Raw genomic sequence first — 14,710 nt, forward strand, 5'->3', positions numbered from 1 at the left:
GTCGGTACGCGACGGTGGAGCTGGCGGAGAGTGACCGTGTGGCTCGGGCCTGGCTCATTGCTCGCTCATGGATGGGTCTCGCGCAAGCTGATCTCGCATGCACCGGAGACCTTCCAGCCGCCCTTGAGCTGCTCGATCAGGCGCTGGAGGCGGCCAAGCTGCTCGACGGTTCGGAACGTCGGCGCATCGAAGCGGTGACGGACGGGCAGCGCGGTCTGCTCCTGCTGTGGGTGGCGGGGGAACCCGCGGAGGCAGTGCGCCTCTTCGACCGGGTGCTCGCAGTCGGTGACGCCGGGGAACCGCGAGATCTTGCGATGGCCCACCTCAACCGGGCGATTGCCTTGTCGGACCTCGGAGACGTCGAAGGCGCGCTGGCGGACAACTTCGAGGCCGTCCGGCACGCCGAAGCGGCCGGTACACCGATGCTCGTGGCATTCGCGCGGCACAACTTGGGCTACTACCTGAGCATGCGTGGTGACGCACCAGCAGCGCTCGCCGAGATGGCCGCCGCACGAGAGCTCGCACCAGACCAGGACGATGGCATCCCCATGCTGGGGCGGGCTGAGGTGCTGTACGGCGTGGGCTTGCTGGACGAGGCGGAAGCGCTGCTGGATGAGGCGATTCCGCAGTTACGGGCGGCAGGACGGCGCACCGATCACGCTATCGCGGAGTATGTGCGGGCCCGGTGTCTCCTGGCACTCCTGCGTTTTGAGGAGGCCTCGGTCTTCGCCGCACGGGCGCGTACCCACTTCACGGCTGCGGGCTACGAGCAATGGGCAGTCCTGGCACGAGTTCTGGAGCTCGAGGCAGCGCTTGCACCGTTTCGCCGCGGCGTACGCGTACCGGCACGAGCCGAGATCCGACGTCGGGTCGGACAAGCCCTCACCGCTGCCAAGGACGGCGACGCCGCAGGACCGGTCCTGGGACAGCACCCCGGTCATGCCGCACGTCTGGTCGCTGCGCAGTGGTTCCTGCTGTCCAACGACCTCGATACGGCTCGTGCAACGCTCAAGGGCCTGCCCCGCGGCCTGACGAGCGCTCCGCTGACGATGCGGATCCAGCACTACACGGTTCAGGCGGAGCTGGCGTTCGCGGCAGACGACCGCGCGAAGGGACTTCGTGCCGTGCGGGCGGGTCTGAGGCTGCTTGCCGACCATCGCAGCAGGCTCGGCGCGGTTGAGTCAGTCACGGCCGCCGCCGCTCATGGCGTGGAACTGACGCGTATCGACGTCGGGGCTGCCGCACGCACCGGACGGCCGGCGGCGCTGTTCGACGCGGCGGAGCGAGGTCGTTCCACGTTCGCCGGTACGGGCCGCGTCACTCCGCCGGACGACCCGAAAGCTGCCGCGCTCCTCTCCGAGGCTCGGGGCCTGCTGGCCAGGGCGCGAGAGATGCCTGCTGACCAGGCCAAGGAGCGGGAGCGGCTCACCCGCCGTGCGCACAGGGCCCAGAGCGAGGTGCGGGAACGCTCGTGGCGCCATGCGGGTAACGCGGGCGGGGTGCAGCGTTCGGTGACCGCCCGCGAACTACGGCAGGTGCTCGTCGGGCGAGGCGACGACGCGGCAGTGGTGGCCAACTTCGTGGTGCTCGACGGCATGTTGCGCTGCGTCCGTGTCGATGCCGAAGGTGTGACGGCCATCGAGTTCGGCCCGGCGAAGGACGTGACAGAGCGGGTTCGCCGCCTGGGCGCCGACTTCGCCATGGCCGCCAACGACCTGATCCCGGCTCCGCTCCGGGCCGCGGCCGGTTCCTCGCTGAGACGTAACCTCGAGGCTCTCGACAGCATGCTGCTCGCGCCTCTGCACGCACGGGGCGACCTCTACGTCGTGGGTCGCGAACCCCTGCTCAGCGTCCCTTGGACCGCGCTCCCGTCCCGCAGCGGTCTGCGCACCGCCGTCAACTCACACGTCGCCCGAGGTCGCACCCACGCCCGCCCGAGCGGCAAGCGACGTCTGCTCGCAGCTGCGGGACCCGGCGTGCAGCACGGCACCGAGGAGGTCCACGCCGTCGGCAGGCAGTGGCCGGGCGCAACCGTGCTGACCGGGGACGACGCCGTCACCGAGCACGTCCGTACCGCGCTCGCCACGCACGACGTCGTGCACCTCGCCACCCATGGCCAGCACGACGCGGACAACCCGCTGTTCGCGAGCATCGACCTGGCCGACGGCCCGTTGTTCGCCCACGAGCTCGACGGGACGCCGCTGCCCGGCTCGGTCGTGATCCTGTCCTCGTGCGAGGTCGGCGGCTCCACCCAGGTCCTCGGCGGCGAGGTACTGGGCCTGACGTCGGTGCTCCTGCGCCTGGGTGCGCGTGCGGTGATCGCATCCGTCGCGAAGCTCTCGGACGAGCTCGCCGCCCAGGTCATGCCGCGCCTGCACGCTCACCTTCGCGAGTCCGACGACCCGGAGGCTGCCCTCGCGGCGGCCCTGAAGGACGTTGCCGAGCCGGTCCCGCTGGTCTGTTTCAGCTCGGTCGAGGGCCTCGCCGGCGCCTGATCCCCGGACGGGCGAATTGTGGTCCCATCGGCCCACCTTCATCCAGGCCCGAGCCGCTGACCTGCGGCGTCGGAAAGGGCGGTGACACAAGACATCTCACCCCGCTAGCGTGTCCCGCCTGACGCCCCACGAGGGCGTGGAAAGGGCTAGGGGGCGACATGTGGCCGGAACTGGAGGCGGAGCTGCTGGTCGCGCGGGACCTCAGCTCGCGCTCGCGGCCGGGCGACGCTCTGCCGCGGTTCCGGAAGGTGCTCGACCGGCTTCGGGTCATGGACCTCGCAGATCTCGAGCCCGGGGACCACGAGCGCTGGGCGGAGGGCGTGGTGCGTTCCCTGACGGGGGAGGCGGTCGCCGTCCATGCGGTCGAGGACGCGCTCGACAAGCCGCTGGCCATCCTCGACGACGCCGAGTCCCGCGCCGAGACGGCGCCGCCGGCGGTCCGGGCGCGCCTCGTCGCCGTTGTCGAGGGGGCACGCGGCCTGCTCCTGCAGCGCTCCGGCCGGCTGGCTGATGCCATGGCCGCCTTCGACAAGGTGCTCGCGGATCCGGGAGTGCTCCACGGGCGGGACCTCGCGACGATGCTGCTCAACCGCGGCGCGACAGCCATCGAGCTGGGTCGGCTCGACGCGGCGCTCCGGGACTTCGACGTCTGCCACGAGCAGGCGGTGCGGGCCGGCACGCCCTCGATCGCTTCCCTCGCCCTGCACAACACCGGCTTCGTGCGGTACGCACTCGGTGATCTGCCCGGCGCGCTCCGGGCCATGGAAGCGGCCCGCGCCATCGACCCGGAGCGGGCCGACGGCCTGCTGGACATCGGCCGTGGCGCCGTCCTCTACGAAGCAGGGCTGCTCGAGGACGCAGAGCGCGTACTCACCGAGGCGATCTCCCGCATGGTCGGTCCTGGCCGCGCGCCGCACCGTGCGGAGGCCGAGTACTTCCGCGCCCGCTCCCTCATGGCACTGCACCGGTGGGACGAGGCCCGCTTCGCCGCGGCCTTCGTCCGGCAGTACTACACCGGAGTAGGCCATCCGCAGCGTGCGGCGGTCGCCCGTGTCGCGGAGCTCGAGGCGATCCTCCTGCCGGTCCGGCGTGGCGAGGCTCCCGTACCGGACGACGCGCGCCACCGCGCCGAGCAGGCCATCGAAGCCGCGGAGGCCGGCGACGAGGTGGACCCGCTCCTCGGACAGCACCCAGGCCTGGCAGCGCGGTTCGTCGCCGCACACTGGTACCTCCTGGCCGACGACGCCGTCGCCGCCCGCGCCGTGCTCGACGGCCTCCCGGACGGCATCGTCGACGCTCCGCTGACCACGCGGATCCAGCAGCAGACGGTGCTCGCCCAGCTCGCGTTCGCCTCAGGAGACCGGGACGCCGGGGTCGCCGCCGTCCGGACCGGCTTCGGCCTGCTCGCTGACCACGGTCTGGGGCTCGGATCCGTGGAGTCGGTGACCGCCGCCGCCGTCCATGGCGTAGACCTGCAGCGCACCGACGTCGCGGCAGCCGTGCGGACCGGCCTGCCCGACGCGCTGTTCGAGGCGGTCGAACGCGGGCGTGCCACCTTCGCGGGGGTGGGCGCCGCCGCGGCACCGGAGGAACCCGCCGTGCGCGCACTCGTCACGGAGGCCCGGGGCCTCGTCGTCCGGGCCCGCACGCTCACGAACCGCGAGAGCGCCCCCGAGCGAGCCCATCTCTTCGAACGCTCCGGCAGGCTGCTGGCGACCGCCCGCGAACGTGCCTGGCACCGTACCGCTGCCGAGAAGGCCGCAGCGGAGGAACGCCCCGCCACCGTCGCGGACGTGCGGAACCTGCTCGCCACCCGCGACGACGGCGCAGTGGTCGCCAACTACCTGGTGCTCGACGGCGTCCTGCGGTGCGTCCGCCTGGACGCGGACGGTGCGCGCACCGTGGAGCTGGGCCCACGGGCCGATGTCGCCGAACGGGTGCTGCGCGCCCGGGCCGACCTCGGCGTCTGCGCCAACGACCTGGTGCCGACGGCCCTGCGCGCCGCGGCCCGGCGCTCGCTGACCCGTAACCTGGACGCCCTCGACGAGCTCCTCGCCGTACCGCTGGAGGCGGACGGCTCGTTGTACGTCGTCGGCCGGGACCCGCTCGTCGGCGTGCCGTGGACGGCTCTGCCGTCCCGCAGGGGCAAGCGCACCACCATGCGTTCCTACGTCGCACGCGGACGAGCCCACGCACGGCCGGGGGAGGGGCACCGGCTCCTCGCGGCGCACGGTCCGGGCGTGACCCTCGGTGCGAGCGAGGTGCGGGCGGTGGGCGACATGTGGCCGGGCGCGACGGTCCTCACCGGTCCCGCGGCCACGACGACCGCGGTACGGGAGGCGCTCGCCACGCACGACATCGTGCACCTGGCGACCCACGGCAGGCACGACGCCGACAACCCGCTCTTCGCCTCCGTCGACCTGGCCGACGGCCCGCTCTTCGCGCACGAGCTCGACGGCACCCGGCTCCCCGGCTCGGTGGTGATCCTGTCGGCGTGCGAGGTCGGCGGTTCCTCCCAGGTCGTCGGGGGAGAGGTCCTCGGCCTGACGTCGGTCCTCCTGCGCCTCGGCGCCCGCGCCGTCGTCGCGGCGGTCGCCCCGCTGTCGGACGCCGTCGCCGCCCGCGTGATGCCGCGCTTCCACGCGCACCTGCGCGCCACCGACGACCCGGAGGCCGCGCTCGCCGCGGCGCTCGCGGACGAGCCCGAACCTGCGCCGCTCGTGTGCTTCGGCTCCCTGGAGGGTCTGGAGCGCTGACTGCGCCCGCGCTGAGCATCCGCCGTCGGGCAGCGTGTGGCGCGTGCCACCGCCCGCCCGTGCAGCACCATGCGCGCAGCCATGTATGATTCTCAGGTAACCCAAGACCGCCGGTCGTCCGATGCTGCCCGCTCTTCACGAGCACAGGGCGGAAGAAGACCGAAGTCCCGCTGAGAGCGGGGGCCTGCGCAGGTGACGAACTCGAGTGCGGCTCTGCCGCGCAGACCGAGCCCCGTGCACCTGCGCCGGGGCTCTTTCTCATTTTCCGGGGCACGCCCGGGGCATGCGCCCCAGGGGACGGTGGTACCACCACCGGAAGGATTGCCATGGCGAGGCCGGACAAGGCAGCCGCAGTCGCAGAGATCGCGGGCAAGTTCCGCGACTCCAACGCGGCCGTGCTGACCGAGTACCGCGGGCTCACCGTCGCGCAGCTCAAGGAGCTGCGTCGGTCGCTCAGCGGCAACGCAACCTACGCCGTGGTGAAGAACACGCTGACGGGGATCGCGGCCAAGGAGGCCGGTGTCGAGGGTCTCGACGCCGACCTGAAGGGCCCGTCCGCCATCGCATTCGTGACCGGGGACCCGGTCACGGCTGCGAAGGGTCTGCGTGACTTCGCCAAGGCGAACCCTGCTCTGGTCATCAAGGGTGGCGTGCTCGACGGCCGCCCGATGTCCGCTGCAGAGATCACGAAGCTCGCGGACCTCGAGTCCCGCGAGGTTCTGCTGGCCAAGGTGGCCGGCGGTCTGAAGGCCACGCTGACGCGTGCTGCTTACGCCTTCACCGCCAAGCCCGCCCAGGTCGCCCGCGTCATCGATGCCCTGCGTCAGAAGCAGGAGTCGGAGGGCGCTGCCGCCTGATCCGGCGGTAGCGCTAGAACAAAAACCCCCTGCTTCTCGCGGGCCGCACCGGTCCGCGAAGCGCCAACTGAAAGGAACGCCATCATGGCGAAGCTCTCCACCGACGAGCTCCTGTCCGCCTTCGAGGAGCTCACCCTCATCGAGCTCTCCGACTTCGTGAAGGCCTTCGAGGAGAAGTTCGACGTCACCGCTGCCGCTCCGGTCGCCGTCGCCGCGGGCCCCGCGGGTGGCGCCCCGGCCGAGGCCGTCGAGGAGAAGACGGAGTTCGACGTCATCCTCGAGGCCGCCGGTGACAAGAAGATCCAGGTCATCAAGGAGGTGCGCGCGCTCACGTCCCTCGGTCTCAAGGAGGCCAAGGACCTGGTCGACGGCGCACCGAAGCCGGTTCTCGAGGGCGCCGACAAGGACGCCGCCGAGAAGGCGAAGGCCGCCCTGGAGGGCGCCGGCGCCACCGTCACCCTCAAGTGACCTCTGGCTGTACCGCCTTCGGGCTGGTGTGACGGCGCCCCGGGCTCGTCCCGGGCGCCGTCCGCCGACTGCAGAGGCCCGCACCCCTCGGGGGTGCGGGCCTCTCGTTTTCACCCACGTCAGCCGCAGCGCCGCGGCAGCGCGGGCCGGCAGTGCGGATCCGCAACGATTCGAGGATTATTGCGATCTCGGCGTGCACGTAGTAGGGCGACTGGACATACTAGAACCAGATAGGTATGCTAGCGCTTTGCGCCCGCGTGTGCCCTCGACGCCTCCCCCTGCTTCCCGAAAGTCCTGGTTGCATCCCCTCTTGTGGGATGCCCTCCGGCGACCGGTGAAGTCCGGCAGAGCTTCCTGCAGCACCGCAGAGCGTACAGCGTTCACCCGAACTGCAGGGAAGGACCCCTCTTGGCTGCCTCGCGCACCCCTTCAGCTCCGTCCGCCGAAGCCATTGCGAACCGTACCGCTTCCCGTCGCGTTTCCTTCGCAAAGATCTATGAGCCACTCGAGGTCCCCGACCTGCTTGGCCTTCAGACCGAAAGCTTCGACTGGCTCCTTGGTAACCCAGCCTGGCAGGCCAGGGTAGAAATTGCCAAGACGGCTGGCCGTAATGATGTCCCGGAAACTTCGGGCCTCGAGGAGATCTTCGAGGAGATCTCCCCGATCGAGGACTTCGGCTCCTCGATGTCCCTCTCCTTCTCGAACCACCGCTTCGAGCCGCCGAAGTACACGGCGGACGAGTGCAAGGAGAAGGACTTCACCTACGCGGCCCCGCTGTTCGTCACCGCGGAGTTCGTCAACTACACCACCGGTGAGATCAAGAGCCAGACCGTCTTCATGGGTGACTTCCCGCTCATGACGGCCCGCGGCACCTTCATCATCAACGGCACCGAGCGCGTCGTCGTCTCCCAGCTGGTGCGTTCGCCGGGCGTCTACTTCGAGCGCACCCCGGACAAGACCAGCGACAAGGACGTCTTCTCCGCGAAGATCATCCCGTCGCGTGGCGCCTGGCTCGAGTTCGAGATCGACAAGCGTGACGCCGTCGGCGTCCGCGTCGACCGCAAGCGCAAGCAGTCCGTCACCGTGCTGCTCAAGGCCCTCGGCATGAGCGAGGCGGAGATCCGCGAGGAGTTCGCCGAGTTCCCGTCCGTGCTGGACACCCTCGAGAAGGACCACGTCCACACCGAGGACGAGGCGCTGGTCGACCTGTACCGCAAGATCCGCCCGGGCGAGCCGCCCACGGTCGAGGCCGGTCGCGCGCTGCTCGAGAACTTCTACTTCAACCCGAAGCGTTACGACCTCGCGAAGGTCGGCCGCTACAAGGCGAACAAGAAGCTCGGTGTCGACGCACAGCTGGCCGAGTCCACGCTGTCGCTGACCGACGTCGTGGCGACGATCAAGTACCTCGCCGCCCTGCACGCCGACAAGCAGATCCTCTCGGGGATGCGCAACGGCAAGCCGGTCGAGGTGCGCGTTGAGGTCGACGACATCGACCACTTCGGCAACCGTCGTATCCGCGCCGTGGGTGAGCTCATCCAGAACCAGGTGCGCACGGGTCTGTCCCGCATGGAGCGCGTCGTTCGCGAGCGCATGACCACGCAGGACGTCGAGGCCATCACGCCGCAGACGCTGATCAACATCCGTCCGGTCGTCGCGTCGATCCGTGAGTTCTTCGGCACGTCGCAGCTGTCGCAGTTCATGGACCAGAACAACCCGCTGGCCGGTCTGACGCACAAGCGTCGTCTGAACGCGCTGGGCCCGGGTGGTCTGTCCCGCGACCGTGCCGGCATGGAGGTCCGTGACGTCCACCCGTCGCACTACGGCCGCATGTGCCCGATCGAGACCCCTGAGGGTCCGAACATCGGTCTGATCGGTTCGCTCGCGTCGTTCGGTCGCATCAACCCGTTCGGCTTCATCGAGACGCCGTACCGGAAGGTCGAGAACGGCAAGGTCACCGACAACATCGAGTACCTGACGGCCGATGACGAGGACCGCTACATCATCGCGCAGGCGAACACGCCGCTGCTCGAGGACGGCACGTTCGTCCTCGACCGCGTGCTGGTGCGCACCAAGGGTGGCGAGACCAACGACATCCCGGGTGCCGAGGTCGACTACATGGACGTCTCGCCGCGCCAGATGGTGTCGGTCGCGACCGCCCTGATCCCGTTCCTCGAGCACGACGACGCCAACCGCGCCCTCATGGGTGCCAACATGCAGCGCCAGGCGGTGCCGCTGGTCCGGTCCGAGGCCCCCGTGGTCGGCACCGGCATGGAGCGCCGTGCGGCGGTCGACGCCGGCGACGTCATCCTGGCGACCAAGCCTGGTGTGGTTACAGAGGTCTCGGCCGACCTGGTGCTCGTGGCGAACGACGACGGCACGACGGGCTCGTACCGCGTGCACAAGTTCGTGCGCTCGAACCAGGGCACGAGCTACAACCAGCGCGTGCTGGTCGACGAGGGTGCGCGGGTCGAGGTCGGCTCCGTGCTCGCCGACGGCCCGGCAACGGACGAGGGCGAGCTCGCGCTCGGCCGCAACCTGCTGGTCGCGTTCATGTCGTGGGAGGGCCACAACTACGAGGACGCGATCATCCTGTCGCAGCGCCTCGTGGAGGACGACGTCCTCTCCTCGATCCACATCGAGGAGCACGAGGTCGACGCTCGCGACACCAAGCTCGGCCCGGAGGAGATCACGCGGGACATCCCGAACGTCTCCGAGGAGGTCCTCGCGGACCTCGACGAGCGCGGCGTGATCCGCATCGGTGCCGAGGTCGGCGCCGGCGACATCCTGGTCGGCAAGGTCACTCCCAAGGGTGAGACCGAGCTGACCCCGGAGGAGCGCCTGCTCCGTGCGATCTTCGGTGAGAAGGCGCGCGAGGTGCGCGACACCTCGCTCAAGGTTCCCCACGGCGAGCAGGGCACGGTCATCGCGGTGCGCGAGTTCAACCGGGAGGACGGCGACGAGCTGCCCGCCGGCGTGAACCAGCTGGTGCGCGTCTACATCGCGCAGCGCCGCAAGATCACGGTCGGCGACAAGCTGGCCGGCCGCCACGGCAACAAGGGCGTCATCTCGAAGATCCTCCCGCAGGAGGACATGCCGTTCCTCGAGGACGGCACGCCCGTCGACGTCGTGCTGAACCCCCTGGGTGTGCCGGGCCGGATGAACGTCGGCCAGGTGCTGGAGACCCACCTCGGGTGGATCGCCAAGCAGGGCTGGGACGTCTCGCTGGCCGACGACAAGGGCGGGGAGTGGCTGCAGAGCCTCCCCGAGGTCGCTCACACGAGCGTCCCGGGCCGCCCCGTCGCCACGCCGGTGTTCGACGGTCTGGAGGAGGTCGCGCTCCGTGGTCTCTTCGGGGCCACCCTGCCCAACCGTGACGGCCAGCGCATGGTCAACCACGACGGCAAGGCGATGCTGTTCGACGGCCGCTCCGGCGAGCCGTTCCCCGAGCCCGTCTCGACCGGCTACATGTACATCCTGAAGCTGCACCACCTGGTCGACGACAAGATCCACGCGCGTTCGACCGGTCCGTACTCGATGATCACGCAGCAGCCGCTGGGTGGTAAGGCGCAGTTCGGTGGTCAGCGGTTCGGTGAGATGGAGGTCTGGGCACTCGAGGCGTACGGCGCCGCGTACACGCTCCAGGAGCTGCTCACCATCAAGTCCGACGACGTCCCGGGCCGTGTCAAGGTCTACGAGGCGATCGTCAAGGGCGAGAACATCCCCGACTCGGGCATCCCGGAGTCCTTCAAGGTGCTCCTCAAGGAGATGCAGTCGCTGTGCCTGAACGTCGAGGTGCTCTCCAGCGACGGTGTCTCCATCGAGATGAAGGAGTCCGACGACGAGGTGTACCGCGCCGCTGAGGAGCTCGGTATCGACCTCTCGAGGCGGCCGAACGCCGCCTCCAGCGTCGACGAGATCTGACACCGGTCCGCGCCCGCACAGCGGGCGCGGACCCGGACTCCAGGCGCGGACCTGGACACCAAGGATTTTCGAGAACTTCAGGAAGTAGGACATCTTGCTCGACGTCAACGTCTTCGACGAGCTGCGTATCGGCCTCGCCACGGCCGAGGACATCCGTGCCTGGTCGCACGGTGAGGTCAAGAAGCCAGAGACCATCAACTACCGCACCCTCAAGCCGGAGAAGGACGGGCTCTTCTGCGAGAAGATCTTCGGTCCGACCCGCGACTGGGAGTGCTACTGCGGCAAGTACAAGCGCGTGCGCTTCAAGGGCATCATCTGTGAGCGTTGTGGCGTAGAGGTCACGCGCTCCAAGGTGCGCCGTGAGCGCATGGGCCACATCGAGCTCGCCGCGCCCGTCACGCACATCTGGTTCTTCAAGGGTGTGCCGTCCCGCCTGGGCTACCTGCTGGACCTGGCGCCGAAGGACCTCGAGAAGGTCATCTACTTCGCGGCCTACATGATCACGTCGGTCGACGACGAGGCCCGCCAGGAAGACCTGCCGAACCTGCAGAACGAGATCGATCTCGAGAAGAAGGAGATCTCCGACCGCCGGGACAACGACATCAACACCCGCGCCCAGAAGCTCGAGGCCGACCTGGCCGAGCTCGAGGCCGAGGGTGCCAAGGCTGACGCGCGCCGCAAGGTGCGCGACTCCGCCGAGCGCGAGATGGCTCAGCTCCGCAAGCGCGCGGACCAGGAGCTCGACCGCCTCGAGCAGGTCTGGGACCGGTTCAAGAACCTCAAGGTCGCTGACCTCGAGGGCGACGAGATGCTGTACCGCCAGCTCCAGGACCGCTACGGCACCTACTTCGAGGGTGCGATGGGTGCGAGCGCGATCCAGCAGCGCCTCCAGAACTTCGACCTGGAGGCCGAGGCCGACTCGCTGCGCGAGACCATCCGCTCCGGCAAGGGCCAGCGCAAGACCCGTGCCCTCAAGCGGCTCAAGGTCGTGAACGCGTTCCTCACGACCACGAACTCGCCCACGGCGATGGTGCTCGACGCCGTCCCGGTCATCCCGCCGGACCTGCGCCCGATGGTGCAGCTCGACGGTGGCCGGTTCGCGACGTCGGACCTGAACGACCTGTACCGCCGCGTCATCAACCGGAACAACCGCCTCAAGCGGCTTCTGGACCTCGGCGCGCCGGAGATCATCGTCAACAACGAGAAGCGGATGCTCCAGGAGGCCGTCGACTCGCTGTTCGACAACGGCCGCCGCGGCCGTCCGGTCACGGGTCCGGGCAACCGCCCGCTGAAGTCGATCTCCGACATGCTCAAGGGCAAGCAGGGCCGGTTCCGTCAGAACCTGCTCGGCAAGCGCGTCGACTACTCGGGCCGTTCGGTCATCGTCGTCGGCCCGCAGCTCAAGCTGCACCAGTGCGGTCTGCCCAAGCAGATGGCGCTCGAGCTGTTCAAGCCGTTCGTCATGAAGCGGCTCGTCGAGCTCAACCACGCGCAGAACATCAAGAGCGCCAAGCGCATGGTCGAGCGCACCCGTCCTGTGGTCTGGGACGTGCTCGAAGAGGTCATCACGGAGCACCCCGTGCTCCTGAACCGTGCGCCGACGCTGCACCGTCTGGGCATCCAGGCGTTCGAGCCGCAGCTCGTCGAGGGCAAGGCCATCCACCTGCACCCGCTCGTCTGCGGCGCGTTCAACGCCGACTTCGACGGTGACCAGATGGCAGTGCACCTGCCGCTGAGCGCCGAGGCGCAGGCCGAGGCCCGCATCCTCATGCTCTCGAGCAACAACATCCTCAAGCCGTCGGACGGCCGTCCGGTGACCATGCCTTCGCAGGACATGATCATCGGTCTGCACCACCTCACGAGCGACCGTCCGGGCGCCGTGGGCGAGGGCCGTGCGTTCGGTTCCGTGGCCGAGGCCATCATGGCCTTCGACCGGGGTGAGCTGGACATCAACGCCAAGATCAAGCTTCGGATGTCGGACCTCGTGCCGCCGCTGAAGGACTTCGAGGCGCCCGAGGGCTGGGAGCAGGGGCAGCAGCTCCTGTTCGACACGACCCTCGGCCGGTACCTGTTCAACGAGACGCTGCCCGTCGACTACCCGTACGAGAACGGTGTCGCCGACAAGAAGCGTCTCTCGACGATCGTCAACGACCTCGCCGAGCGCTACCCGAAGGTGGAGGTGGCAGCGGCGCTGGACGCGCTGAAGGACGCCGGCTACCGGTGGGCCACGCGCTCCGGTGTCACGATCGCCATCTCCGACGTCGCTGCGCCGACCGAGAAGGCTGCGATCCTCGACGAGCACGAGGCTCGGGCCCTCAAGGTCCAGCAGCAGTTCGACAAGGGTCTGATCACCGACGACGAGCGCCGTCAGGAGCTCATCGAGATCTGGACCCAGGCGACCGACCGGGTCGCATCGGTGATGCGGGAGAAGCTCGAGAGCAACGCGCGGAACACCGTGATGCGCATGGTGGGCTCCGGTGCTCGTGGTAACTGGATGCAGGTCCGTCAGATCGCCGGTATGCGCGGCCTCGTGGCGAACCCGAAGGGCGAGATCATCCCTCGTCCGATCAAGTCCAACTACCGCGAGGGCCTGTCCGTCCTCGAGTACTTCATCGCGACGCACGGTGCCCGTAAGGGTCTGGCCGACACGGCCCTCCGTACGGCCGACTCGGGTTACCTGACCCGTCGTCTGGTGGACGTGTCGCAGGACGTCATCATCCGTGAGGACGACTGCGGTACCGAGCGTGGCCTCACGCTGCCGGTCGCCGAGAGGCTCCCGGACGGCTCGCTCGTCCCGGACGACCGCGTCGAGACCAGCATCTACTCGCGTACCTTCGCGACCGACGTGGTGGACGCCGACGGCAACGTCATCGCGACCGCCGGTTCGGACGCGGGCGACGTCATCATCGACCAGGTGATCGCGGCGGGCATCGAGAGCGTCAAGGTCCGTTCGGTCCTTACCTGCACCTCTCGCGTCGGTACCTGCGCGAAGTGCTACGGCCGCTCCCTGGCCACGGGCCTGCTCGTGGACATCGGCGAGGCCGTCGGCATCATCGCGGCGCAGTCGATCGGTGAGCCGGGCACGCAGCTGACGATGCGTACCTTCCACACCGGTGGTGTGGCTGCCGCTGAGGACATCACGCAGGGTCTGCCGCGTGTCACCGAGCTCTTCGAGGCCCGTACCCCCAAGGGTGAGGCGCCGATCGCGGAGTACACGGGTCGCGTGACGATCGAGGACACCGAGCGGACGCGTCACCTCGTGCTGACGCCGGACGACGGTGGCGAGGAGATCAAGTACCCGGTCACGAAGCGTGCGCGCCTCAAGATCGCGGACGGCGACCACGTCACCGTGGGTACGCAGCTCGTCCAGGGTGCTGTCGACCCGAAGAAGGTGCTGCGCATCCTCGGCCCGCGTGCCACGCAGACGCACCTGGTGGACCAGGTCCAGGAGACCTACCGCAGCCAGGGCGTGGACATCCACGACAAGCACATCGAGGTCATCGTGCGGCAGATGCTGCGCCGCGTGACCGTGCTCGACTCGGGTGACTCGCAGCTGCTGCCCGGTGAGCTCGCGGAGCGCATGCGCTTCGAGGACGCGAACCGCAAGGCCGTGTCGGAGGGTGGCCAGCCGGCCGCCGGCCGTCCGGAGCTGATGGGTATCACGAAGGCTTCGCTCGCCACCGACTCGTGGCTCTCGGCGGCCTCCTTCCAGGAGACCACCCGAGTGCTCACCGAGGCGTCGATGAGCGGTCGCCGTGACCCGCTGCTGGGCCTCAAGGAGAACGTCATCATCGGTAAGCTCATCCCGGCCGGTACGGGTCTGCCCCGCTACCGCAACGTCGAGGTCGAGCCCACCGAGCAGGCCAAGGCCGAGCTCTACCCGAGCTTCGGCTACGACGAGATCGACTTCCCGACGCTCGGTATGGGCTCGGGCGAGGCGATCCCGCTGGAGGACCTGGACCTCGGCGACTTCCGCTGATCCTTCCGACCGCGAAGTAGAGCGCCTGTCCTGCTTCCGCACGGGATACCCCGTGCGGAAGCAGGACAGGCGCTCTACTTCGCGGCCTTCGGGCGCATCTCACACCCGATTCGTTTTGACCCCCCGTAAACACGTGGGTATTCTTAGAATTCGTGCCCGCGCCGTCGGGCCGCACCTCTTGAAGGCCGCCGCAAGGCAGCTTCGGAAGCGGCCGATGTGAGTGCGTGGGCATCC

General features: G+C 69.1%; 6 protein-coding genes. All 6 read left to right on the plus strand.

Annotated features, from left to right (window positions below):
• Positions 1-38 precede the first annotated feature (38 nt).
• Complete coding sequence (locus tag AB0I32_RS23215; protein ID WP_357510371.1) at positions 39-2,495, plus strand: CHAT domain-containing protein; 2,457 nt, start codon at positions 39-41, stop codon at positions 2,493-2,495.
• A gap of 158 nt (positions 2,496-2,653) precedes the next feature.
• Positions 2,654-5,251, plus strand: a complete 2,598-nt coding sequence (locus tag AB0I32_RS23220; protein WP_357510373.1) for a CHAT domain-containing protein — start codon at positions 2,654-2,656, stop codon at positions 5,249-5,251.
• 326 nt (positions 5,252-5,577) lie between these two features.
• A complete protein-coding gene (gene rplJ, locus AB0I32_RS23225) occupies positions 5,578-6,108 on the plus strand; it encodes a 50S ribosomal protein L10 (RefSeq protein ID WP_357443978.1) in 531 nt (176 codons plus the stop codon).
• A gap of 84 nt (positions 6,109-6,192) precedes the next feature.
• Positions 6,193-6,576, plus strand: a complete 384-nt coding sequence (gene rplL, locus AB0I32_RS23230) for a 50S ribosomal protein L7/L12 (RefSeq protein WP_357510375.1) — start codon at positions 6,193-6,195, stop codon at positions 6,574-6,576.
• A 408-nt stretch (positions 6,577-6,984) separates the two neighbouring features.
• Complete coding sequence (gene rpoB, locus AB0I32_RS23235; protein WP_357510377.1) at positions 6,985-10,497, plus strand: DNA-directed RNA polymerase subunit beta; 3,513 nt, start codon at positions 6,985-6,987, stop codon at positions 10,495-10,497.
• A gap of 94 nt (positions 10,498-10,591) precedes the next feature.
• A complete protein-coding gene (locus tag AB0I32_RS23240) occupies positions 10,592-14,476 on the plus strand; it encodes a DNA-directed RNA polymerase subunit beta' (RefSeq protein ID WP_357510379.1) in 3,885 nt (1,294 codons plus the stop codon).
• Positions 14,477-14,710 lie beyond the last annotated feature (234 nt).

Source organism: Promicromonospora sp. NPDC050249 (genome assembly GCF_040656015.1).
GTDB lineage: Bacteria > Actinomycetota > Actinomycetes > Actinomycetales > Cellulomonadaceae > Promicromonospora.

Bases quoted from the DNA above. Each gene is read 5' to 3' on its own strand.
- AB0I32_RS23220 (WP_357510373.1), top strand. From the start codon at position 2,654: ATGTGGCCGGAACTGGAGGCGGAGCTGCTGGTCGCGCGGGACCTCAGC.
- rplJ (WP_357443978.1), top strand. From the start codon at position 5,578: ATGGCGAGGCCGGACAAGGCAGCCGCAGTCGCAGAGATCGCGGGCAAG.
- rplL (WP_357510375.1), top strand. From the start codon at position 6,193: ATGGCGAAGCTCTCCACCGACGAGCTCCTGTCCGCCTTCGAGGAGCTC.